The sequence below is a fragment of the Streptomyces sp. NPDC050806 genome (genome assembly GCF_055586425.1).
Map to the genome: position 1 here is coordinate 815,120 of NZ_JBVJIF010000002.1, position 22,976 is coordinate 838,095.

Annotated in this window: 18 protein-coding genes; 13 read left to right on the forward strand and 5 right to left on the reverse strand. The window is 73.5% G+C overall.

Annotated features, from left to right (window positions below; genetic code table 11):
• The first annotated feature begins 167 nt into the window (after positions 1-167).
• Positions 168-1,652 (forward strand): DNA-binding protein NsdB, encoded by a 1,485-nt coding sequence (locus tag ACZ6WH_RS09105; RefSeq protein WP_469727126.1) that lies wholly within the window; start codon positions 168-170, stop codon positions 1,650-1,652.
• A gap of 270 nt (positions 1,653-1,922) precedes the next feature.
• Here the strand turns inward: ACZ6WH_RS09105 and ACZ6WH_RS09110 are convergent, their stop codons facing one another.
• A complete protein-coding gene (locus ACZ6WH_RS09110; protein WP_469727224.1) occupies positions 1,923-3,398 on the reverse strand; it encodes a PP2C family protein-serine/threonine phosphatase in 1,476 nt (491 codons plus the stop codon).
• 342 nt (positions 3,399-3,740) lie between these two features.
• Here ACZ6WH_RS09110 and ACZ6WH_RS09115 point away from each other — a divergent pair, with 342 nt between their 5' ends.
• Complete coding sequence (locus ACZ6WH_RS09115) at positions 3,741-5,165, forward strand: HEAT repeat domain-containing protein (RefSeq protein ID WP_469727128.1); 1,425 nt, start codon at positions 3,741-3,743, stop codon at positions 5,163-5,165.
• 254 nt (positions 5,166-5,419) lie between these two features.
• On the opposite strand, the gene ACZ6WH_RS09120 is transcribed toward ACZ6WH_RS09115, so the two are convergent.
• The gene (locus ACZ6WH_RS09120) at positions 5,420-5,545 is read right to left on the reverse strand and encodes a hypothetical protein (RefSeq protein ID WP_469727129.1); all 126 of its coding nucleotides are present in this window, start codon (positions 5,543-5,545) and stop codon (positions 5,420-5,422) included.
• A 200-nt stretch (positions 5,546-5,745) separates the two neighbouring features.
• Between ACZ6WH_RS09120 and ACZ6WH_RS09125 the strand changes: the two genes are divergently transcribed.
• The 5 genes from ACZ6WH_RS09125 (at position 5,746) to ACZ6WH_RS09145 (ending at position 14,347) form a co-directional block, all read left to right on the forward strand.
• Positions 5,746-6,870, forward strand: a complete 1,125-nt coding sequence (locus ACZ6WH_RS09125) for a glycosyltransferase family 4 protein (RefSeq protein ID WP_469727131.1) — start codon at positions 5,746-5,748, stop codon at positions 6,868-6,870.
• A complete protein-coding gene (locus ACZ6WH_RS09130; protein ID WP_469727133.1) occupies positions 6,867-8,186 on the forward strand; it encodes a glycosyltransferase in 1,320 nt (439 codons plus the stop codon). The genes ACZ6WH_RS09125 and ACZ6WH_RS09130 overlap by 4 nt, the downstream gene beginning before the upstream one ends.
• A gap of 485 nt (positions 8,187-8,671) precedes the next feature.
• Positions 8,672-12,274, forward strand: coding sequence for a hydantoinase B/oxoprolinase family protein (locus tag ACZ6WH_RS09135; RefSeq protein WP_469727135.1), 3,603 nt, complete (start codon positions 8,672-8,674; stop codon positions 12,272-12,274).
• A gap of 99 nt (positions 12,275-12,373) precedes the next feature.
• Entirely contained in the window at positions 12,374-12,961 is a 588-nt protein-coding gene (locus ACZ6WH_RS09140; protein ID WP_469727137.1) for a cupin domain-containing protein, read from the forward strand.
• 15 nt (positions 12,962-12,976) lie between these two features.
• Entirely contained in the window at positions 12,977-14,347 is a 1,371-nt protein-coding gene (locus ACZ6WH_RS09145; protein ID WP_469727139.1) for an NAD(P)/FAD-dependent oxidoreductase, read from the forward strand.
• Between the two features lie 174 nt (positions 14,348-14,521).
• On the opposite strand, the gene ACZ6WH_RS09150 is transcribed toward ACZ6WH_RS09145, so the two are convergent.
• The 3 genes from ACZ6WH_RS09150 to ACZ6WH_RS09160 are packed head-to-tail and all read right to left on the reverse strand — an operon-like array spanning position 14,522 to position 16,850.
• A complete protein-coding gene (locus ACZ6WH_RS09150; RefSeq protein ID WP_469727140.1) occupies positions 14,522-15,406 on the reverse strand; it encodes a 5-oxoprolinase subunit C family protein in 885 nt (294 codons plus the stop codon).
• Positions 15,403-16,089 carry a 5-oxoprolinase subunit PxpB gene (pxpB, locus tag ACZ6WH_RS09155; RefSeq protein WP_469727142.1) on the reverse strand — a complete coding sequence of 229 codons (687 nt, stop codon included), beginning with the start codon at positions 16,087-16,089 and terminating at the stop codon, positions 15,403-15,405. The genes ACZ6WH_RS09150 and pxpB overlap by 4 nt, the downstream gene beginning before the upstream one ends.
• A complete protein-coding gene (locus tag ACZ6WH_RS09160) occupies positions 16,086-16,850 on the reverse strand; it encodes a LamB/YcsF family protein (RefSeq protein WP_469727143.1) in 765 nt (254 codons plus the stop codon). Before ACZ6WH_RS09160 ends, pxpB begins: the two co-directional genes overlap by 4 nt.
• 257 nt (positions 16,851-17,107) lie before the next feature.
• Here ACZ6WH_RS09160 and ACZ6WH_RS09165 point away from each other — a divergent pair, with 257 nt between their 5' ends.
• The 6 genes from ACZ6WH_RS09165 (at position 17,108) to ACZ6WH_RS09190 (ending at position 22,959) form a co-directional block, all read left to right on the forward strand.
• Complete coding sequence (locus tag ACZ6WH_RS09165) at positions 17,108-17,833, forward strand: GntR family transcriptional regulator (protein ID WP_432851229.1); 726 nt, start codon at positions 17,108-17,110, stop codon at positions 17,831-17,833.
• Between the two features lie 99 nt (positions 17,834-17,932).
• Complete coding sequence (locus ACZ6WH_RS09170) at positions 17,933-18,640, forward strand: DUF969 domain-containing protein (RefSeq protein WP_469727145.1); 708 nt, start codon at positions 17,933-17,935, stop codon at positions 18,638-18,640.
• Positions 18,637-19,605 carry a DUF979 domain-containing protein gene (locus ACZ6WH_RS09175; RefSeq protein ID WP_469727147.1) on the forward strand — a complete coding sequence of 323 codons (969 nt, stop codon included), beginning with the start codon at positions 18,637-18,639 and terminating at the stop codon, positions 19,603-19,605. Before ACZ6WH_RS09170 ends, ACZ6WH_RS09175 begins: the two co-directional genes overlap by 4 nt.
• 45 nt (positions 19,606-19,650) lie before the next feature.
• The gene (gene pcp / locus ACZ6WH_RS09180; protein WP_469727149.1) at positions 19,651-20,295 is read left to right on the forward strand and encodes a pyroglutamyl-peptidase I; all 645 of its coding nucleotides are present in this window, start codon (positions 19,651-19,653) and stop codon (positions 20,293-20,295) included.
• Between the two features lie 56 nt (positions 20,296-20,351).
• On the forward strand, positions 20,352-21,893 hold the full coding sequence (locus tag ACZ6WH_RS09185; RefSeq protein ID WP_469727151.1) for a hypothetical protein: 1,542 nt from the start codon (positions 20,352-20,354) through the stop codon (positions 21,891-21,893).
• 130 nt (positions 21,894-22,023) lie between these two features.
• A complete protein-coding gene (locus ACZ6WH_RS09190) occupies positions 22,024-22,959 on the forward strand; it encodes a hypothetical protein (protein ID WP_469727152.1) in 936 nt (311 codons plus the stop codon).
• Positions 22,960-22,976 lie beyond the last annotated feature (17 nt).

Genomic DNA, 22,976 nt, shown 5'->3' on the forward strand with positions numbered 1-22,976 from the left:
ACCCTGGGGAATGCGTTTCCGCCACCGGGCCGGGGGCTGCATCTCTACAGAACACGCGACTACGGGTGGCAGACCATCTGGCGCACCCTGGCGAACCCTGGCGAATGCTCGCCCGGCACATGACGGCCGGTTACTGTCAACTCAGTCGAGGAACCTGGGGGCTTGACGTGAACAGGGAGCCGAACACCCGTCTCGCGGACCTTTTCCAGCTCGCCGGCTGGTCGAAGGGCGAGCTGGCGAGGTTGGTCAACCGGCAGGCGGCGGCCATGGGCCACCCGCAGCTGGCGACCGACACGTCCCGAGTACGGCGCTGGATCGACATGGGGGAGACCCCCCGCGATCCCGTGCCGAAAGTCCTGGCATCCCTGTTCACCGAGCGCCTCGGCCGTGTCGTAACCATCGAGGACCTCGGTTTTGCACGCTCCGGGCGCGCGGGGAAGCGGCAGGCCGCCGACGGCCTGCCGTGGCCGCCCGACCGTACCGCCGCGGTCCTCACGGAATTCACGGGAATGGACCTCATGCTCAACCGACGCGGCTTGGTGGGCGCGGGCGCGGCGCTCGCCGCGGGCTCCGCGCTCAGCAGCGCCATGCACGACTGGCTGCACGCCGACCCGGCACTGGCAGCCGACGCACCCAGTACCGACAACCCCCTTTCCGTCCGCACCCTCGACCAGGCCGGCATGGACCGCTACGAAGCGGCACCCGTGGGCTCCCAGGAGATCGACGCCCTGGAGCGCTCCGTGGAGGTCTTCCGCCGCTGGGACGCGGCCCGCGGCGGCGGGTTGCAGCGCAAGGCGGTGGTGGGCCAGCTCAACGAGGTGGGCGGCATGCTCTCCTACCGCCACCCCGAACACCTCCAGCGGCGGCTGTGGGGCGTGGCGGCCAACCTGGCCGTACTGGCCGGCTGGATGTCCCACGACGTGGGCCTGGAGCCCACCGCCCAGAAGTACTTCGTCATCGCCGCGCACGCGGCGCGCGAGGGCGGCGACCGGCCGCGCGCGGGGGAGGCGCTCTCCCGCGCGGCGCGGCAGATGGTCCACCTGGGCCGTCCCGACGACGCCCTGGACCTGATGAAGCTCGCCCAGTCCGGCTCCGGCGAGGAGACCCTGCCGCGCACGCGTGCGATGCTGCACACGATCGAGGCGTGGGCGCAGGCGTCGAAGGGCCAGGGGCAGGCGATGCGGCGCACTCTCGGCGAGGCCGAGGAACTGTTCGTCTCGGACAAGCGGGACGTGCCGCCGCCCAGTTGGATGCAGAGCTTCGACGAGGCCGATCTGCACGGTATGCAGGCCCTGGCGTACCGCACGCTGGCCGACCACGACCCCAAGGCGGCCAAGATCGCCCAGGGGCACGCCCAGCAGGCGCTCGCGCTGCGCCGGGACGGCTACCAGCGCTCGCAGATCTTCGACTACCTGTCGCTGGCCTCCGCCCTGTTCATCGCCCATGATCCCGAACAGGCGGACCGGTACGCCCGGCTCGCCCTGGTGTCGATCGGGGAGAACTCCTCGCACCGCACCTGGGACCGGCTGCGCGAGATGTACCGCCTCACGGGGCAGTACGCCGACTACCCCAAGGTGCAGGCGCTGCGCGAGGAGATCGAACTGGCGCTGCCCAAGCAGAAGAAGCCGAAGGAACGCAACGGGCGGGCCTGAGCGGCCGCCTGCCGTTCCCCGGCCGCGTTCCGCAGGTCGGGAAGCAGGTCGGGAACGGGTTCGGAACAGCGTGAAAGACGCCCCCAAGACCTCGGGGCGCCTTCCACTGTTTCCACTGTGCCGTTCTGCTGTCTTCTGCGTCGTTCTGCCGCCAGCAGCCCACTGCCGCGCGTGAGTGCCGAGCATCGGTGCACTCAGGCGGCAGCGGTGTACTCGTGCAGGCGTACTCAGACGCCTGTCAGCGGCTGTCCACCGTCACCCGGCGCGCGGTCAGTCGCAGATCCTGGCGATCAACACGCACCCGTCGTCATCCCGTTCGGCGTTGCCGAACTCCTCGATGGCGATACGGACGCTGTCCTGCGCGCTCCGTGCCTCGGCGAACCGCGGGGCCAGGGCGAGCAGCCGGTCCGCGCTTTCGTGTGCGCTGTCCGTGCCGTGCGTACTGCGCCGGGGCGCCAGGCCGTCGGTGTACAGCACGAGCAGGTCGCCGGGGGCCAGCTGCTCGCTGCGCTGTGCGTACGTGGCGTGGGAGGTCGCGCCCAGCAGCACGCCCTCGGGCGGCTGCAGCTCCCGTCCTCGCCCGTCCCGGAAGAGCAGCGGGGCGGGGTGCCCGGCCTGCGCCCAGTCCAGCCTGCGGGTGGCCGGGTCGAAGCGGCAGCACACCGCGCTGCCCAGGGCGGGCTGCGCCGAGGCGTCCAGGAGCTGGTTGAGATAGCCCATCAGGGGGCCCGGTTCCTGGCCCGACACGGCCATGCCCCGCAGCGCACCGAGGAGCATCGCCATGCCGGAGGTGGCGGCGACGCCGTGTCCGGTGAGGTCGCCGGCGCTGAGCAGCGTGCGCCCGTCGGGGAGCTGCAGCGCGTCGTACCAGTCGCCGCCGACGAGGGCGCTGGAACCGGAGGGGAGGTAATGAGCGGCCAGGTCAAGGGCGACCGGGCCGCCTTGCGGGAACCGCAGGGAGCCGCGCCACGGCGGCAGCACGGCTTCCTGCAGCTCGACCGCAAGCCGGTGCTCGGTCTGCGCGATATGCCGTTGGCGCTGCAGCGAGTCACGGGTCTCGCGCACCGCCCGCTGGCTGCGGCGCAGCTCGCTGACGTCCCGCAGCACGGCCCACATGCAGGCAGTGCTGCCGTCGGCGTCGAGCACCGGCTCGCCCACCATGTGCACCGTGCGCACGCTCGTGTCGGAGCGCACGATGCGGAATTCGCCGTCGATCGGTTTGCCGTCCACCAGGCAGTCCGTGACCATCGCGGTCACCTGGGCCTGGTCGTCGGAGAAGATCAGGGAGGGCAGCTCGTCCAGCGTGAGCGGCCCGTCGGCCGGGTCCCGGCCGAAGATCCCGAACAGCTCCTCGGACCAGCTGACCCGGTCGGTGAGCAGATTCCACTCCGCGCTGCCCACCCGGCTCAGCAGCGAGCCGCGGGCCCGGGCCTCGGGGTCCGGGTCGGGCGGGGCCGCCGGCTGCGGCAGGACGTCGTCCGTAGCGTCCGCGGGCCCGGCCGGCAGACCCTCTCTCAGCTGGTCCAGATGCCCGCCGAGGTCCTCCAGGTGGTGGACCGCGAGGTCGCACAGCGCCCGCTGCCAGCGCAGCCGGGCGTCCTCGTCCGGCAGCCCGCCGGCTGCTGTCTCACGGCGTACGGCGTCCAGACCGCCACGGAGCCGGCGGGCCTGCGAAATGAGTGCGTCGACCGCGCCGCGCTCGGGCGGCTGCGCGTGATGATGGTCCGCGAAAAGATGGGACGGCATGACGTACTCCGATATCAGGCGGCGCTCGGCCATGTCTCCGGCCTTGTCGGCCATGTCTGACGGAAGGGCCGGTAACGACTGTTGCACAGGCTGCGACCGCGCGTAAGGGATTTGGCATGACCCGATACGGTGGTGCACATGGCATATGCCTCCGGCTGTGCCTCCGTAACCCTCCCGGACGCTGCGGAATCCGTCACTCCGGGCTAGGCTTCGGCCGCCGTACGGCAGTCGTTCCGCCGATCCACTCCGGTGAACGACGCATACGGCCCGCGGACACCGGCAAGAATGCCGGTCAGCGGAAATCCCGTTGCCAGCCAGTCCCCCGCACCGGATGCTGACCTCATGTTCGATCCAGACATAGCGCCCAGTGGCACCCTGCTCGGCCTCCTCCAGCGAGGCCGCGGCGACGGGACCCTGCATGCCTTGGCGGCGCCCCGGGCCGAGGCCCTGGCCGCCCTCGACGACAGCGTGCTGCGCGACCCACGGCGCGACTGGCAGCTGGAGAACCGCTCGCTGTATTACGCACGCCTCTACATGCAGCTCGACGGCGGACTCGAAGAGATCGAACGGCACCTCTTCCACCCCGACGACCGCACCGACACCCGTGAGGAACGCACCGGCCTCGCGCTCTCCGTGCTCGGCCACCTCGCCTCCTACGGGCGCGACGCCGCGCTGCTCCTCTTGCGCAGCTACGCCGCGGTCGGCGCCAACTGGCGCTGGGCCCTGGACGAGCTCGCCCTGCGTGACGACGACGACGGCCTGCTGTCCCTTGCGCCCGCCGTACTGGCGCGCTTCCCGGAGACCCCCGAGGGCGAGGCCGAGCTGGCCGCCGCCGTACGGGACGCCTTCGAGCCCCGCCCGTGGCGCCTGTGGGCCGAGGAGGACCGGTACGGCGCCCGGGTGCGGGCCGCGGGCGAGCAGGGCTGCTTCGACCGCTGGCAGCGCCAGCTCACGCCGAGCGGTCCGCGCCCCGGCTGGAGCGTCCGTGAGGTCCTCCAGTGGGCCGAGGACGGCCGGGCCGCCCGGCCCGCCGAGTGGCGGACCGGCGCCGCCGCCCGCTGCCTCGCCGCGGTGGCCGGCCCCGAGGACCGCCCCGAGCTGCTCGCCGCCGCCCGCGGCGGCCCGGACGCGGCCCGCGCCGCCGCTCTGCGCCACCTCGCCGAGCGCGGCGACCCCGAAGCGCTCGACCTGATCGAGGCCGCCGTCTCCGACCCGCTCGGATGCGCGGAGCTCACCGAAGCAGCGACCGGCGCCTTTGTCCGCATGCGCGCCGTGGCAGCCGTCGAACGCGCCAGGGTCTGGGCCCGCCGCCCGGACCGGCTGGGCGCCGTGGCCGCCGGGCTGCTCGCCCGCCGCGGCGGCGTCCAGGACGCCGGTACGGTGCTCGCGGCGCTGCGCAGGACGGTGCAGGCCGAGGGCCCGGACGCGGACGGTCTGTGGGAGCTGGCCGACGGCGTCGGACGGCTGGGCGTGGAGTGCGCCGCCCCCGTACTGCGTCACATCTACCGCGAGACGTCCTCCTCCCATCTGCGCGGCCGGGCGGCCGCCGCGCTCGCGGCCACCGATCCCGGCTTCGCCGCCGGGTTCGCCGTCGAGTGCCTCTGGGACTGCGAGGAGACCACCCGGGAGCTCGCCGCACGGACCGCCGCCACCGGCGACGCCCGCGTCGTCGAGCAGCTCCGCCGGCTCGCCGCCGACCCGGCCGAGGAGACCGAGGTCCAGACCGCCGTACGCGGACGCATCGGCCCGGACGCCGCCGAGGTCTGACCCGCGGGCCCGCCGGGCCCGACAAGCCCCTTCGTGCGCCGCGTCGCCACCCGTCTCGTGCGCGGCGCTGCCACCCGCTCTCGTGCGCCGAGCTGTCACCCGTTCTCGTGCGCCGAGCTGTCACCCGTTCTCGTGCGCGGCGCCGCTGCCCCCTTTCGTGTGCGGCGTCGCTGCCGGCTTCCGTGTGCGGTGTCGCCTCCGGCTTTCGTGTGCCGCGGACCGCGGCCCCGTCGTGTGGCGCGTTGCCGTACGTCCTACGACGGGCTGCGGGCCGCGGCCCCGTACGAGGCGACCGGCTCGCCGTACACGGGGCCGTCGACGCGCGTACGGGACAGGGCGTAGTGGACCCGGACAGAGAACAGCCGTACGGGAACTCCCACCACCGTCGTGCTGAGCGCGGTACGCCACTGCGCGTGCGAGCGATGAGCACGCCGCGCCGTCTCGGGGCCCTCCCGCCACTCGAATCACTCTTGCCACTCAAGCACCTCTTATCACTCGGGCGACCAACGCTCATGGGACGTTCCCCCGTTGGAAAGATCCCCTTGGCCCCGTCCACGCCCGGCCCGCCGACAACACCGGTATGCGTGTCGTCATCGTCACCGAATCCTTCCCGCCCGACGTCAACGGCGTCGCGCACTGCACCCTGGAGACCGCCCGGCATCTGGTGCGGCGGGGCCACGAGCCGCTGGTCGTGGCCCCGGCGACGGCGCAGGACCCGGCGGCGGGCCGAATCCCGCCGTGCCCGGTCGTGCGGGTGCCCTCGCTGCCGCTGCCCGGCTACCCGCAGGTCCGGGTCGCGCTGCCGGGCCGCAAGCTGGCCGCCGCGCTCGGCGCGCACCGGCCCGACCTCGTCCACCTCGCGAGCCCCTTCGTGCTCGGCGTACGCGGCATGGCGGCCGCCGCCCGCCTCGGGGTGCCCGCCGTCGCCGTCTACCAGACCGATCTGGGCCGCTACGCCCGTACGTACCTGGGCACGGGCAGCGCGGCGGCCTGGCGGCGGCTGCGCGCGGTGCACAGCGCGGCGGACCGCACCCTGGCGCCGTCCACGGCCGCGGTCCGGGAACTGACCGAGCACGGCGTCCCGCGGGTGCTCCTGTGGCCGCGCGGGGTGGACTCCGTGCGGTTCCACCCGGCCCGGCGCGACGAGGTGCTGCGCAGTTCGCTGGCCGCCGGGCGGGAGGTGCTGGTGGGGTACATCGGGCGGCTCGCCCCGGAGAAGGAGGTCGGTCTGCTGCGGGAGGCGGAGCGGCTGCCGGGCGTACGGACCATCGTGATCGGTGACGGGCCGAGCGCACCGGCGCTGCGCGGGGCGCTGCCCGAGACCCGCTTTCTGGGCCGCCGCACCGGGGACGAACTGGCCCGGCTCTTCGCCAGCCTGGACGTCTTCGTGCACACCGGCCCGTACGAGACCTTCGGCCAGACCGTGCAGGAGGCCATGGCGAGCGGGGTGCCGGTGGTGGCGCCGGCGGCGGGCGGCCCGCTGGATCTCGTGGCGCACGGGCGCACCGGCCTGCTCGTCGCACCGGGCGACGCCGCCGCGCTGCGGGACGCGGTGCAGGTGCTCGCCGACAACCCGCGGCTGCGCGTCGCATACGGGGCGGCGGGACGGGCGGCCGTCACGGACCGCACGTGGGAGGCGGTCGGCGACCGGCTGCTGGCGCACTACGAGGACGTACTGGGACAACGGGAGGCGGTGCCGGCATGAGGCGCGACGGTACGGAGCACGACCGCGCGGGGTACGACTTCACGGGGTACGACCGCACGGGGTACGCGGGGCACGACCGCCCAGGGTGCGACTGCACGGAGCACAGTCGGAGGCAGCCCGACGTGGACGGCACCTGTCACGGGGATCCGCGCCTCGAGGGGCTGCGCATCGTACGGCTCGCGAACTTCGTCACCCCGGCGTCCGGTGGGCTGCGCACGGCCCTGCGGGAGCTGGGCGAGGGATACCGGGCGGCCGGCCATGACCCGGTGCTCGTGGTTCCGGGACCGGCAGCGAGCGACGAACGCACCCCGCAGGGGCGGGTGATCACGCTCCCCGGCCCGGTGCTGCCCGGCACCGGCGGGTACCGGGTCCTCGCCGGACGCGCGCGCCTGGAGCGGCTGCTGCGCACCCTCGCCCCGGACCGCCTGGAGGTCTCCGACCGTACGACCCTGCGCTGGACCGGGGAGTGGGCCCGGCGCGCCCGGGTGCCCGCGGTGATGGTGTCGCACGAGAGCGTGGACGGGGTGCTGCACACGTGGGGCGTGCCCCGGTCCGCCGCGCGTTCGGTCGCGGACCGGCTCAACCTCCGTACCGCGCACGCCTACACGCGGGTCGTCTGCACGACCGAGTGGGCGGCGGCCGAGTTCACCAGGACGGGTGCGCGCAACGTGGTCACCGCCCCGCTCGGCGTCGACCTGGCCCGCGCCCACCCCGGCTGCCGCAGCGAGGAACTGCGCCGGCGGACCGGCGGCGGCGCGTCCGCCGTGCTCCTGCTGTGTTCCCGGCTGTCGGTGGAGAAGCGTCCGGGAAGGGCCCTGGACGCCCTCTCCCGGCTCCGCGCCGACGGGGTGGACGCCGCGCTGGCCGTGGCCGGTGACGGCCCGCTGCGCGCCCGCCTGGAGTCCCGCGCCCGGGCCGAGCGGCTGCCGGTGGCGTTCCTCGGTCACGTCACCGACGCCTGCGCGCTCGCCGCCCTCCAGGCCAGCGCCGACGTCCTCCTCGCACCGGGACCCGCCGAAACGTTCGGGCTCGCCGCTCTGGAGGCGCTGGCCTGCGGTACCCCGGTCGTCGCCAACGCCGGCTCCGCGCTCGCCGGCCTGATCGGCCCCGCGGGCGACACCGCCCTCGACGACGGCGACAGCATCGCCGCCGCCGTCCGCCGCGTCCTGGCCCGCCCCGAGGAACCCCGCCGCACCGCGGCCCGCCGGCGCGCCGAACACTTCGGCTGGCACGCCGCGATCAACGCCTTCCTCACCGCCCACGACGCAGCCACCCTCACCCCGTCCCGCCCACCGGCCCTCAGGGGAGCGGCCTGACGCCCCTGGGGTGTGTGGTTCGGCGTCCGTGTGTCACGGGTACCGCCGCCCCCCGTCGGCTTGCACGCTGCGGTGGCCGTTTTCCGCACCGCCCGCGACGCGCTCCCTCACCCTGTCCTGCCCGTCGGTTCTCAGGGGCGGCCTGACGCCCACTCGGAGGTGCGTCATCCGCGCCTCCTGGGGGCGGAGGTCTTGCCGCGCCTACGGAGTTCTCGTGCGGGCGCGGCGTCCGTGTCTCATGGGCACCGCTGTCCCCTTCGGCTCGCGTGCTGCGGTGGCCGTGTCCTCACCGCCTCCTTCCGCCCCGCCCGTCGGCTTTCAGGGGGGCGACCTGGCGCCCGCCCGGGGGGCGCCAGCCCGCGTCTCTCAGGGGCCTCGCCGCTCCTTCGGAGCGCTCCCGCGCGTGCGGCGGTCGCTTCTCATGGGCAACGCGCCGTCCCCTTCGGAGCGCCCCGTCGGTCTGGTTCCGTTGTCACAATGGGCGCATGACGGGACGCTGGGAGTTCTGGATCGACCGGGGCGGGACCTTCACGGACGTGGTGGCGCGGCGGCCCGACGGGGGGCTGGTCACGCGCAAGCTGCTCTCGCACCATCCCGAGCGGTACGACGACGCGGCCGTCGCGGGGATCCGGGAGGTGCTGGGGCTCGCGCCCGGGGAGGCGGTGCCCGCGGAGCAGGTGGCCGTCGTGAAGATGGGCACCACCGTGGCCACCAACGCCCTTCTGGAGCGCAAGGGCGAGCCCACCGTGCTCGTCACCACTCGCGGCTTCAGGGACGCGCTCCGTATCGCCTACCAGAACCGGCCCCGGCTGTTCGACCGGCACATCGTGCTGCCCGACGCGCTGTACGACCGGGTGATCGAGGTGCCGGAGCGCGTGGACGCGCACGGGGAGACGGTCACGCCCCTCGATGCCGGCGCTGCCCGGGAGGCGCTGACCGCCGCCTACGAAGCGGGCCTTCGCAGTGCCGCCGTCGTACTGCTCCACGGGTACCGTCATCCGGCGCACGAGAAGGAGCTCGCCGGGCTGGCAACGGAGGCGGGGTTCACCCAGGTCAGCTGCTCGCACGAGGTGAGCCCGCTGATGAAGCTCGTGCCGCGCGGCGACACCACCGTGGTCGATGCCTACCTGTCGCCCATCCTGCGGCGCTACGTGGAAGAGGTCGCCGCTCAACTCCCCGGCATTCGGCTGATGTTCATGCAGTCCAACGGAGGGCTGCGGAAGGCCGAGCACTTCAGGGGGAAGGACGCGGTGCTCTCCGGTCCGGCGGGCGGCGTCGTGGGCATGGTCCGTTCCGCCGCCGAGGCCGGGCACGACAAGGTCATCGGGTTCGACATGGGCGGCACGTCCACCGATGTGTCGCACTACGCGGGCGAGTTCGAGCGGGTACTGGGCAGTGAGGTCGCGGGCGTACGGATGCGCGCGCCCATGATGAACATCCACACGGTCGCGGCCGGCGGCGGCTCCGTCCTGCACTTCGACGGGCGCCGCTACCGGGTGGGGCCCGACTCGGCGGGCGCCGTCCCGGGGCCCGCCTGCTACCGCCGTGGCGGCCCCCTCACGGTCACCGACGCGAACGTCATGCTCGGCCGCATCCAGCCCGCGCACTTCCCCGCGGTGTTCGGCCCGCACGGCGACCAGCCGCTGGACGCCGACGAGGTGCGCGAGCGCTTCGAAGGGCTCGCGCGGGAGGCCGAGAAGGCGGTGGGCGACCGGCGCGGCCCGGAGGAGGTCGCCGCGGGCTTCCTGGACATCGCCGTGCTCAACATGGCCAACGCGGTCAAGAAGATCTCCGTGCAGCGCGGCCACGACGTGACCCGGTACGCGCTCACCAGTTTCGGCGGCGCGGGCGGCCAGCACGCCTGCGCGGTCGCCGACGCGCTCGGCATCGGCACGGTCGTCGTGCCCCCGCTGGCGGGCGTGCTCTCCGCCTACGGCATCGGGGTCGCCGACGCCACGGCGATGCGGGAACAGGCCATCGAGACCGAGCTGACGGCCGACTCCATGGAGCGGATCCGCGCGACCTGTGACGGGCTCGCCGAGCGGACCCGCGACGAGCTCCTCGCCGACGGGGTGCCCCGGGAGAGCATCACCACCCGGGCCCGCGTCGTCCTCCGGTACGCGGGCACCGACGCCGGCATCCCCGTGCCGCTCGCCGGTGCGGACGACATGGCCGCCGAGTTCGCCCGCGTCCACCGCACCCGGTACGCGTTCACCATGGACAAGCCGCTGATCGCCGAGGCGGCCTCCGTGGAGGCCGTCGGCGCGGCCGGCGGCACCTCGCGCCACCGCAGCCTCGCGGCGGACCGGGAGGGCCCGCTGAGGCCGCTGGACACCGTCCGGATGTTCGTCGGCGGGCAGTGGCGGGAGACCCGCCTGTACCGGCGTACGGAGCTGCGTCCCGGGGACACCGTGACCGGCCCCGCGATCGTCGTGGAGGACGACGCGACCACCGTGGTCGACCCGGGGTGGCAGGCGGCCGCGGGAGACCACGGCCACCTGCTGCTCTCCCGGGCCGAGGCGCGGCCGGAGCGCACGGCCGTCGGCACCGCCGCCGACCCGGTCATGCTGGAGGTCTTCAACAGCCTCTTCATGGCCATCGCCGAGCAGATGGGGGTGCGCCTCGAACACACCGCGCACTCCGTCAACATCAAGGAACGGCTCGACTTCTCCTGCGCGCTGTTCGACGCCGACGGCAACCTGATCGCCAACGCTCCCCACATCCCGGTCCACCTCGGGTCGATGGGGGAGTCCATCAAGGAGGTGCTGCGGCGGCGCGCGGACGACATGCGCCCCGGCGACGTGTACGCGATCAACGACCCCTACCACGGCGGCACGCACCTCCCCGACGTCACGGTCGTCACCCCCGTCTTCGACGAGCGGGGCGAGCAGTTGCTCTTCCTGGTGGCCTCCCGCGGCCACCACGCCGAGATCGGCGGCATCACGCCCGGCTCCATGCCGGCCTTCAGCCGCACGGTCGAGGAGGAGGGGGTGCTCTTCGACAACTGGCTCCTCGTGCGGGACGGCCGGCTGCGCGAGCAGGAGACGCGGCAGCTGCTCACCGAAGGGCCGTACCCCTCGCGCTCCCCGGACGCCAACATCGCCGACCTGCGGGCCCAGATCGCCGCGAACGAGAAGGGCATCCGGGAGCTGCACAGGATGATCGGTCAGTTCGGCCTCGATGTCGTACGTGCCTACATGGGCCACGTGCAGGACAACGCCGAGGAATCGGTGCGCCGCATCATCGCAGGCCTCGCCGACGGCTCCTTCCGGTACGAGACCGACAGCGGAGCGGAGATCCGGGTCGCGCTGACCGTTGACCACGAAGAGCGCGGCGCGGTGCTCGACTTCGCCGGTACCTCGCCCCAGCAGCCCGGCAACGCCAACGCGCCCAGCTCGGTGGTGATGGCCGCGGTGCTGTACGTCTTCCGGACCCTGGTCGCCGACGACATCCCGCTCAACAGCGGCTGCCTGAAGCCCCTCCGGGTGCGCATCCCGGAGGGCTCGATGCTCGCGCCGGTCTTCCCGGCCGCCACTGTCGCGGGGAACGTGGAGACCTCCCAGGCGGTCACCGGCGCGCTCTACGGGGCACTCGGTGTCCAGGCCGAGGGCGCCGGCACGATGAACAACGTCACCTTCGGGAACGACCGCGTGCAGTACTACGAGACGGTCGCCAGCGGCTCGGGCGCGGGCGACGGCTTCCATGGTGCCGATGCCGTGCAGACCCACATGACCAACTCCCGGCTCACCGACCCCGAAGTGCTGGAGTGGCGCTGTCCGGTACGTGTCGAGGACTTCTCCGTCCGGGACGGGAGCGGCGGCCACGGGCGGTGGCACGGCGGCTGCGGCGTCACCCGCCGCCTCCGCTTCCTGGAGCCCATGACGGTGGCCCTGCTGACCGGGCACCGCAGGGTGCCGCCGTACGGCATGGCGGGCGGCGCGCCGGGCGTCCCGGGCGAGAACCTCGTGGAGCGCGCGGACGGCCGCACGGAGCGGCTGGCGGGCTGTGACGTGGCCGAGATGGACACCGGTGACGTGCTGGTGGTCCGTACGCCGGGCGGCGGCGGGTACGGGAAGCCTTCTGCGTAGCGATCGGTGACCCGCAGCCCGTGGCACGGCGGTAAAGATTTCTGAGGTGCTGTGCAAGAACTCTTGTCCTCGGGACCAGAGTTCTTTAGGTTCCCCGCCATGGCACATGAGCCCGACGGGCGGCAGGACGACGGTGCCGGGGACGTCCCCGTGGGCGACCGGCTGCGCGCCCTGCGCCGTGCGCGGCGGCGGACACTGCGGGCGGTGGCCGACGCGGCCGGCATCAGCGAGGGGTACCTCAGCCAGGTCGAACGCGGCATGGCGAACCCGAGCATCGCCACGCTCCAGCAGATCGCCGGCGCGCTCGGCCTGAAGATGGGCGATCTGTTCGCCGCCGACTACACGACCGGCCCGCGGGTCCTGAAGGCGGCCGCGGCGCCGAGCCTCACCTTCGGGGTGCTGGGGCGGAAGTTCCGGCTCACACCGGGGCCGCAGCACCACCTGGAGGCGTTCCTCGGCGAGTTCGCGCCCGGCGGGTCGACCGGCGACCGCCCCTACACCCACGGGGACTCCGAGGAGTTCCTCTACGTGCTGGAGGGCGAGGTCGAACTGCACCTCGGGGACGAGCGGTTCTCCCTCGGGGTCGGCGACAGCATCCGGCACAGCAGCGCGGTCCCGCACAAGCTCGTGGAGACCGGCGGCGACGGCGCCAGGGTCCTGTGGGTGATCGGCCCGCCCAGCTACTGAGCGACGGAGGCGACGATGACGTGGAACGGCAACATCTCCTTCTGGTACCGCCAGACCGGCGTCCCCAGCCGGCGCGATCCCCTGGACGGCCCGGTCGACGCCGACGTGTGCGTCGTCGGCGCCGGCTTCACCGGACTGTGGACCGCGTACTACCTGAAGAAGGCCGACCCGGGCCTCGACATCGTCGTACTGGAACGGGAGTTCGCCGGCTTCGGTGCTTCTGGGCGCAACGCCGGCTGGCTCAGCGCGAAGATCGCCGGCTCGCCCGCGACGTACGCGAAGGAGCGGGGCCGGCAGTCCGTCCTGGAGCTGCAACGGGCCATGAATGCCACGGTGGACGAGGTCATCGCCGTGGCCGAGGCCGAGGGCATCGACGCCGACGTGGTCAAGAGCGGCTACCTGAGCGTGGCCCACCGGCCCGCCCAGCTGCCACGACTGCGCGCCGCGCACGAGAGGTCGCGGTACTGGGGGAACGAGGACGAGGTACTGCTCTCGGGACGCGAGGTGCGCGACCGCGTCGATGTGGCCGGCGCACTGGGCGGCGTGCACAACCCGCACTGCGCCCGAGTCCACCCGGCCAAGCTGGTCCAGGGACTCGCCCGGGCGGTCGCTGCCCTCGGCGTCCGCATCCACGAGTCCACCCCCGCCACCCGCATCGCCCCGGGGCGCGTGGAGACGCCCTTCGGGACGGTACGGGCCCGAAGCGTCCTGCGGGCCACCGAGGGCTTCACCACGGACCTGCACGGAGAGCGCCGCACCTGGCTGCCGATGAACTCCTCCATGGTCGTCACGGAGCCGCTCTCCGCCGCTGCCTGGAAGGCCATCGGCTGGGACGGCCAGGAACTGCTCAGCGACCTCACGCACGCCTACACGTATGCGCAGCGCACCGCCGACGGCCGGATCGCGATCGGCGGGCGCGGCGTCCCGTACCGCTTCGGGTCCCGCGTGGACCGGGACGGGCGCACCAGCCCGAAGACGGTACGGGCACTGCGGGACACCCTGAACCGGCTGCTGCCCGCGACCGTCGGGGCGCGGCTCGACCACGCCTGGTCCGGAGTGCTCGCCGTACCGCGTGACTGGTGCGCGTCCGTCTCCTACGACCGGGCCACGGGGCTGGGCTGGGCGGGCGGCTACGTGGGCCACGGCGTCGCGGCCACCAACCTGGCCGGCCGCACGCTGCGCGACCTCGTACTGGAGCGGGACACCGGGCTGACGTGCCTGCCGTGGACCGGTCACCGGACCCGGGCGTGGGAGCCGGAGCCGGCCCGCTGGCTGGGCGTGCACGGGATGTACGCCGCCTACCGGGCGGCGGACCGCAGCGAGGCGGCGCGCCGCACCACCACGGCGCCGATCGCGAAGCTCGCCGACCGCATCTCGGGGCGCTGACATGGACGCCACCCGAAGGCCGCGGGCAGCGCCACGGCGCACGAAGGCGGCGACAGCCGGGCCGCGCGGCTCCATCGTGCCCGTCGCGGTCCGCCAGATGGCGCTGGTGGCCGTGTCGCCGGTCCGCTCCCTGGTGATCCTGGCCCGCAGCGCCCGGACCGCCGGCCGGCTCGATCAGCCGCGTGCCCGGGGACCGCTGTGGGCGCGTACGAAACGCACCGGGGTCCCCGGCGCGGCCTGTGCGGCGGCCGGCAGCGCGGCCTCCTGGACGACGCCGATGACCGGGTAACCGCCGGTCGTCGGGTGGTCGGCGAGGAAGAGCACCGGGAGGCCGTTCGGGGGCACCTGGACGGCGCCCAGCGCCATGCCCTCGCTGGGGAGTTCGCCGTCCCGCGCACGCTCCAGCGACGGGCCCTCCGTCCGCAGGCCGATGCGGTTGCTCGCGGACGACACCCGCCAGACCCCCGTCAGCAGGGTGCGCAGCCCGGCCGCCGTGAACCAGTCGTCGCGCGGTCCGAGGCGGACCGGCAGCACCAGCTCACGCACCGGACCGGCGTGCGGCACCGCGTCGGCGGCGTCGGCCGGCGCGCCCGGTGCGCCGAGCGGCAGTACGGCGCCGTCGGCGAGGGGGTCGGGGCCGAGCCCCGAGAGGAGGTCGGTGGCGCGGCTGCCCAGCACCGGCTCGGCGTCGACACCGCCCGCGAAGGCCACGTAGCTGCGCAGCCCGTGGGTGGCGGTGCCCACCTCCAGTACGGCGTCGGCCGGCACGTGCACGGGGGTGCCCCAGGCGGCGGGGCGGCCGTCGACGGTCACCGGGCAGGGCGCCCCGGTGACGGCCACGGTGACCGCGCACCGCATCCGTACCGCACAGCCGGTGACGGTGGTCTCCAGGGTCGCCTCTTCGGGGGCGTTGCCGACGAGGCGGTTGGCCAGGCGGTGCGCGGCCGCGTCCAGCGCGCCGGAGCGCGGGACGCCCACGTGGGCATGGCCGGTGCGCCCGAGGTCCTGGACGGTGGTCAGTGCCCCCGCGCGTACGACGGCGAATGCGCGGTCGGTCACTGGGCCGCCTCCGGGTGCGGATCGAAGGGCTGGGGGACGAAGCGTACGAGGGTGCCCGGAGTGAACAGGGCCGCCGGCTCCCGGGAGGAGTCCCACAGGACGGCGTCCGTAGTGCCCAGCAACTGCCAGCCACCGGGGGAGGAGCGCGGGTACACCCCCGTGTACGGACCTGCGAGGGCCACGGAGCCGACCGGGAGGCGGGTCCTCGGAGTGGCGCGGCGCGGCACGTGGTAGCGCTCGGGCAGGCCGGTGAGGTAGCCGAAGCCGGGCGCGAATCCGCAGAAGGCGACGCGGAATTCGGTGCCGGAGTGGATCCGCACGACCTCGTCGGGGGTGACGCCCCACAGCTCGGCGACGTCGGCGAGGTCCGGGCCGTCGTAGCGGACGGGGACCTCGATGGTCCGCGCACCGGAGCGGGCGGCCGGCGGGATCTCCCAGCCGGCCAGCTCGGCCGCGAACCGCTCCGGTGCGGCGAGCCCGTCGATCAGCACGGTACGGGCCGCCGGCACGATCTCGCGGGTGGCGGGGAGTCGCCCGGCAGCGGCGCGGCGCAGCAGCTCGGCGTGGAGCGCCTCGACGGCCTCGCCGCTGTCCAGCTCGACCAGCAGGCCGTGGTCGCCCACGGGCAGGGTGCGCAGCGGAACGACGCGGGCCGCGGTGGAGGCGGGCGGGGGTGCGGTCATGCGAACGCCGCCACGCGGACGCCGGCGGCCGTCAGTTCGTCGCGTACCCGCCGGGCGAGCGCCGCGGCGCCCGGGGTGTCACCGTGCAGGCACAGCGACCGCACGTCGACCTCCACGCGCTCGCCGTCGATGGCGGTGACGGCGTGGTCGCGGGCGAGGCCGAGGGAGCGCTTGACGACGGCGTCCGGGTCGTGGACGACCGCGCCGGGCTCACGGCGCGACACCAGGGTGCCGGCGGCGGTGTAGGCGCGGTCGGCGAACGCCTCGGTGACGGTGGGCAGTCCGGCGGCGTGCGCCGCCGCGTGCAACTGTGAGCCGGGGAGCCCGAGGACGGGCAGCGGGCCGGCCGCGCGCCGGATGCCCGCCACGACGGCGGCGGCCTGATCGGCGTCGTGCACGGCACGGTTGTACAGCGCGCCGTGCGGCTTCACGTACGTGACCTGCGAGCCCGCGGCGCGCGCGAAGACCTCCAGGGCACCGACCTGGTAGGCGATCTCGTCGGCGAGTTCGTCAGCGGGCACGTCCATGGCGCGGCGGCCGAAGCCGGCGAGGTCGCGGTAGGAGACCTGGGCGCCGATGCGGACGCCGCGCTCGGCGGCGGTCTCGCATACCCTGCGCATCGTCGAGGGGTCGCCCGCGTGGAAGCCGCACGCGACGTTGGCGCTGGTGACGACGGAGAGGAGACTGTCGTCGTCGGTGAGGTGCCACCGTCCGAACCCTTCACCGAGGTCGGCGTTGAGGTCGATCACCGGGTCCGTCATGTGCGTCCGTTCCAACAGGCCGGCGGGGCCGGACGGGGGCAGGGCAAGGCAGAGCCGGCCGGCCCGTTTCCGTAGCGGCTGTCCTCCTGGGGCGCTCGGGCCGACCGGTTACCGCATCAAGCTAGAGGATTGTTGAACGATAGGACAAGAGGGTTGTTGTCTTGTTCGTCGATCTGGGATTGACTGCGTGCCCTCGTGAGCGGCCGGACGGCCGCCGTACGCGGTCGGGTGACCGGGGGACGAAAGTGAGGCGCGACGTGGCGAAGGGCATCGACCGGGGGCTCGTGGAGCCGGCCGGGCTGGCGGTGGACCGGGCGCTGCTGGGACGGACGAGCACCGCCGAACGGGTCGCCGACATACTGCGCGACCGTATTGCGGAGGGGTTCTTCCCGCCCGGAGTGCGGCTGTCGGAGGACTCCATCGGCGGGGCGCTGGGGGTCTCGCGCAACACCCTCCGGGAGTCGTTCCGGCTGCTCACGCACGAACGGCTGCTGGTGCACGAGCTGAACCGGGGCGTCTTCGTGCGAGTGGTCGCGGTGGACGACCTGCTCGACATCTACCGGGTGCGCGCCATGATCGAATGCGCTGTGATCCGCGGCCTGGGCGAGCCGCCGTACGAGCTGGACCAGGTCGAGGCGGCCGTGCTGGCGGGGGAGCGGGCGGCCCTGGAGCGGTCCTGGCAGGACCTGTCGACCGCCAACATCCGATTCCACCAGGCGCTGGTCGCGCTGGCCGGCAGCCCGCGCACGGACGAGCTGATGCGCGGTGTCCTCGCCGAGCTGCGACTGGTGTTCCACGTGATGGACGACCCGCGCCGCTTCCATGAGCCCTACCTCACGCGGAACCGGCAGATCCTCGAAGCGCTTCAGGGCGGCGACACGGCGCAGGCCGAGCGGCTGCTCGCGTCCTACCTGGAGGACTCCCGGGCGCAGCTGGCGAGCGCGTACGCGCAGCAGGTGTCCGGACAAGTTTCCGCGAGGTAACAGAGCGTTCAACCTATTGTCGGATCGTAGAACGATCCTCTACCGTCCTGGCACATCCTCACGACGTCCGTGGGGTTCTGCGTGCGAAAGGCGGTCCCGGTGATCGTTCTTCTGGGCGTTCTCGTGGTGATCATCGGCTTCGCCACGCGGCGCAATCCTCTGCTGGTGGTGGGGGTGGCGGGTATCGCCACCGGCTTCCTCGGCGGGCTGTCCCCGCAGAAGGTGCTCGCGGCCTTCGGGGACGGCTTCGCCTCCAGCCGGGCCGTGACGATCTTCGTCATCACGCTGCCGGTCATCGGCCTCCTGGAGCGCCACGGCCTCCAGGAGCAGGCGCGCAACCTCATCTCGCGCTTCTCGAAGCTGACCACCGGACGCTTCCTGACGCTGTACCTCGTGCTCCGTCAGGGCTTCGCCGCGCTCGGCCTGCGGGACCTCTTCGGGCCCGCGCAGACCGTGCGCCCGCTCGCCGCCCCGATGGCCGAGGGCGCCGCCGAGCGCCGCTACGGGGCGCTGCCGGACAAGACGCGGGAGCGGATCCGGTCCTTCACCGCCAGCGCCGACAACGTCGGGCTGTTCTTCGGCGAGGACGTCTTCCTCGCCGTCGGCTCGATCCTGCTGATCACCGGCTTCGCCAACTCCACGTACGACACCCACCTCGAACCGCTGCAGCTCGCCCTCTGGGCCATCCCGACCGGGCTGTGCGCCCTCGTCGTGCACGGCGGCCGGCTGCTCCGCATGGACCGCACGCTGGAACGCGAACTGCTCGGCGCCCGCGTGGAACTCGCCACCCAGGAGGCCGCGAAGTGATCAAGGCAGAGTGGTTCTACTGGCTCGTCGGCGCGCTCTTCATGGTGCTCGCCCTGCAGATGGCGGCCGACCGCACGAACCCGAAGCGCTTCGGTACCGCGGCCTTCTGGGGCCTGCTCGGCGCCGGCTTCGTGTACAGCTCCTGGGTCGTCGACAAGTCCGCCCCCGCCGAGCCGCTCGGTGTCGCCGTCCTCGTGATGATCTGCCTCGCCGCCTTCGGGTTCACCGGACGCGGCAAGGCCCGTACGACCACCACGGAGGAGCGGCGGGCGAGCGCCGCCAAGCACGGCAGCAAGCTGTTCCTTCCCGCGCTCACCATCCCGGCAGTCGCCCTGGTGTGCGCCGTCCTCGTCCCGAAGCTCTCCTTCGGGGGTGGGCCGCTCCTCCAGGAGGGCAGCGAGACCATCCTGGGCCTCGGGATCGGCGCCATCGTGGCGCTCGTCCTGGCGATGTTCATGCTCCGCGAGAAGAGCGTCGCCGCGCCGCTGCACGCCGGCCGTTCCATGCTGGAGTCCATGGGCTGGGCGATGCTGCTGCCGCAGCTGCTGGCCACCCTCGGCACGATCTTCGCGGTCTCCGGTGTCGGCAAGCAGGTCGGCATCATTACCGAGGCGGTGCTGCCGCACGGTTCGGTGATCACCGCGGTCGTCGTCTACTGCGTCGGGATGTTCCTGTTCACGGTCATCATGGGCAATGGCTTCGCGGCCTTCCCGGTCATGACCGCTGCCGTCGGCTGGCCCGTCCTCATCGAGCAGGCGCACGGCAACGCGCCGGCGATCCTCGCGATCGGCATGCTGTGCGGCTTCTGCGGCACCCTCGTGACACCGATGGCCGCCAACTTCAACGTCGTGCCGGCGGCGCTGCTGGAACTGAAGGACCAGTACGGTCCGATCAAGGCCCAGCTGCCCACCGCGGTCGTGCTGCTCGGCTGCAACATCGTCATCATGGCCGCCTTCGCCTTCTGATCCCACCGCACACGACACGCTCCGAACGACGCCGAGGAACAGCGCATGACACGGGTACTTCTGACGGGTTTCGCCCCTTTCGAGGGGAGTGACGTCAACCCCTCCCAGCGGGCCGTGGAGGCCGTCGCCGCCGATCCGCCCCCCGGCTTCGAGGTCGTGACCGCCGAGCTGCCCTGCGTCTTCGGGGAAGCGCTCGACGTGCTCCGTGAGGCCGTCGCGGCGGCGGACCCGGAGGTCGTGCTCTGCGTAGGCCAGGCCGGCGGCCGCCCGGACGTCACCGTCGAGCGGGTGGCCATCAACGTCGACGATGCCCGCATTCCCGACAATTCGGGTGAGCAGCCCATCGATGTGCCGATCGTCGAGGACGGTCCCGCGGCGTACTTCACCACGCTGCCCCTCAAGGCCTGCGTCGTCGCCGTACGCGAGGCCGGGCTGCCCGCCTCCGTCTCGCAGACCGCCGGCACGTTCGTCTGCAACCACGTCTTCTACGGGCTGATGCACCTCCTGGCCACCGAACGGCCCGCCACGCGCGGCGGCTTCGTGCACGTCCCGTACGCGCCCGAGCAGGTCACCGACAAGGGCGAGCCGTCGCTTCCCGTCGACGCCACCGCCGAGGCGCTGCGCGTGATCATGGTCACGGCGGCGGGCCGTGCCGACGACATCAAGGCTGTGGGAGGTGCCACACACTGACCTGCGGGGCCGTGCCGTTTCGTCCGTTGTCAGTGCGACGGCCTAATCTGTTCACCGTGACTTCTCCATCCCCCCAGAGCGCTGCGCCCCAGTTCAGCGGGGTGACGCGACCCGCGCCGGGCCCGGCCGCCGATGAGGGCCTGGCCCGGCGGCTGCGCGCGCTCGCGTGCACGGCGCCGCTGCACGACCTCGACGCGCGCAAGGCCAACCTCGCGGGGGAGTACGGCGTCTACGCCATGGCCGAGGTCGCGCTGTCCGCGATCGACCTCGTCACGCTTCACATGGACTTCGACACCGGGGCCGACCACGAGCAGATAGTGGCCAGGCTGCAGCCCCGCATCGCGGCGCAGGCGCCGGGCCGCCCGGCGGCCGAGCACGAGCGCGTCGCCCGCTGGGTCCTGGAGAACCTGATCAACGTCGGCAGCGTGGACCGCGGCTTCCGCGCGGTCTACGGCACCTTTACCGCCGACGGCGACTACGTCCGCCGGGACTACGACTTCAAGCTCATCGAAGAGGTCCCGGGCCCCGGCGGCACGGTCTACCTCCGTACCACCGACGAGGCGGTCAACGTCCTGGTCGGCGCGTTGGACACGGACGTCACCAGCGCCCAGATCGCCGCCGAGGTCAAGCTGGAGGTGCTGATCAGCCGCGGTCGCCTCGCCGACGCCCAGCTCGCCGCCGAGCAGGCGCGGTACCGCACCGTGCAGTACGCCGAGACGCTCCGCAAGACCCTCGACGCGACCCGGCGCAACGTCCGCGCCGTGGACTGGCTGCGCACCGTCCCCGACATGATCACCGAGGCGCTCGACCACGTCGCCGACCGGTACCGCCACGAGAACGCGATCCTCACCAACATCCGCCGCGCCCGGGACGAGGCCGAGACGGGGAACGACCCGAAGACGGCGGAGCACAAGCGGCGCGCCGCCGAGCTCGTCGACATCGTCAAGGACTGCATCCGCCGCCACACCCAGCTCCAGTCCCGCCTCTTGGAGGCCGGCCCGCTCTTCCGCGCCGAGCAGGACCGGCAGGCGTTCGCGCCGCCCACGGCGCACGCCGGGCTGGACCTGTACGGCCAGCTGGTCGCCCCCGTACTGCCGCTGCCCGTCGAGCAGTCCACCCGGGTCACCGACGCCTTCTTCGCCCAGGGCACCGGCCTGCGCACCCCCACCGCCGTACGGGTCGGCGACCTGGTCGAGATGCTGCTCACCCCGCCCCAGGAGCGCGAGCACCTCGGCGCCGAGATGCCCGAGCCCGACCTCATCGCCACACCCGACGACAGCCGGTTCAGCGAGGAGCAGCTGGACGCCGCGACCGCGCTGCTCACGCTGCCCCCGGACGCGCCGCGCCGGCTCTCCGGTCTGCTCGCCGAGGCGCGCCGCCAGGACCCCGAACTGCCCTACCTCGTCGCGCTGCTGGCGGTGCACGCCGCGAGCCCGCCGGTCGGCACGGCGTACCGCCAGGGCGAAGGGCAGCTGCTCTTCGCGGTCGACGACGGCACGGAGCTGGTGGACCACGAGTTCGGCGGCGCCGACCTCATCGTGGGCACAGCCCTGCTGGACGCGGCGGGCATGGCGGCCGAGCGGTCGGAGGTGGCGTGATGACCGGTGCCGTGGCAATGGTGTCCCGCGAAGTGGCCGCCCCGAGGGGGCCCGCCGTGGAGCGCGCAGGAGCGGAGCCCACCGACGGGCGCGCAGGAGCCGACAACGTGATCCGCAAGGAGCCAGATTCGTGACCGAGTACGACGCCGACGACACCGCGCGGCCGGATCCGACGGCGGGCGCGGGCGACGGCCGGTACCTGCCCGCACCGGAGGCGGAGCAGCCCGCCAAGGGCCCCGCGCCGGTCACCCCCGCCGACGCCGCGGACGCCGCCCGCCTGGTGTCCTTCGGCCTCCAGCCCAAGCTGCTGCCCGCCCGCGACGCCGAGTACGGCGAGCTGCTGCGGCGCTACCGGGACGACCCCGCGTTCGCGCGCCTCGCCGACGCCGTCGCCTCCGGGCTCGGCCTGGTCGTCCTGGAGGTCTCCACCCGCGCCGGGATGGCCGTCACCGCCGCAGAGGACTCCGTCTTCGCGGTCCGTATGGGCGACTACGCCCGCCGCGCCTCCACGGACGCGGGCGACCGCTTCCTGCACGGCCTCGCGCACCTGGCCGTCGCCGCGATGGCCTTCCCGCGCCCCGAGGACCTCGCCGACGACGGCTACATCGGCCGCATCACGGTCAACGGCGTGGACGCCTTCGTGCGGCAGGCCTGCCGGCGCTTGGAGGAGCGCGCCGCCGAGGCCGGCGAGAACACCGACCCCACCAGCGGCGCGCCCGGCCTGGAGGCGTCCTGGCGGGTGTACGCCCGGCGCAGTTCGACGGGCGCCACCAAGGACGCCCGGCGGCTGGCGGGTTCGACCACCGGCATCATCGCCAAGGCCGTCTCCTTCCTAGTCGACTCCGGGTTCCTGCAGCGCACCGGGGACGACGCGGGCGGCACGTACCGCACCACGGCCCGCTACCAGCTCCAGGTGCGCGACATGGCGGGCACGGCCGCCATGGCCGAGCTGCTGGAGCTGGGCGTGGTCCCCATAGCGGACGGCAGCGCCTCGCTGCTGCCCGCCGAGGACACCGACGACCTGGACCTGGTCGCCGACGCGGGGCTGCCCTTCCACTCGGGCTGACCCCACCCCGTAGGGCC

Excerpts from the sequence above, each read along its gene's own strand:
- ACZ6WH_RS09110 (WP_469727224.1), bottom strand. The coding sequence starts at position 3,398 with ATGCCGTCCCATCTTTTCGCGGACCATCATCACGCGCAGCCGCCCGAG.
- ACZ6WH_RS09115 (WP_469727128.1), top strand. The coding sequence starts at position 3,741 with ATGTTCGATCCAGACATAGCGCCCAGTGGCACCCTGCTCGGCCTCCTC.
- ACZ6WH_RS09125 (WP_469727131.1), top strand. The coding sequence starts at position 5,746 with ATGCGTGTCGTCATCGTCACCGAATCCTTCCCGCCCGACGTCAACGGC.
- ACZ6WH_RS09130 (WP_469727133.1), top strand. The coding sequence starts at position 6,867 with ATGAGGCGCGACGGTACGGAGCACGACCGCGCGGGGTACGACTTCACG.
- ACZ6WH_RS09135 (WP_469727135.1), top strand. The coding sequence starts at position 8,672 with ATGACGGGACGCTGGGAGTTCTGGATCGACCGGGGCGGGACCTTCACG.
- ACZ6WH_RS09140 (WP_469727137.1), top strand. The coding sequence starts at position 12,374 with ATGGCACATGAGCCCGACGGGCGGCAGGACGACGGTGCCGGGGACGTC.
- ACZ6WH_RS09145 (WP_469727139.1), top strand. The coding sequence starts at position 12,977 with ATGACGTGGAACGGCAACATCTCCTTCTGGTACCGCCAGACCGGCGTC.
- pxpB (WP_469727142.1), bottom strand. The coding sequence starts at position 16,089 with ATGACCGCACCCCCGCCCGCCTCCACCGCGGCCCGCGTCGTTCCGCTG.
- ACZ6WH_RS09160 (WP_469727143.1), bottom strand. The coding sequence starts at position 16,850 with ATGACGGACCCGGTGATCGACCTCAACGCCGACCTCGGTGAAGGGTTC.
- pcp (WP_469727149.1), top strand. The coding sequence starts at position 19,651 with ATGACACGGGTACTTCTGACGGGTTTCGCCCCTTTCGAGGGGAGTGAC.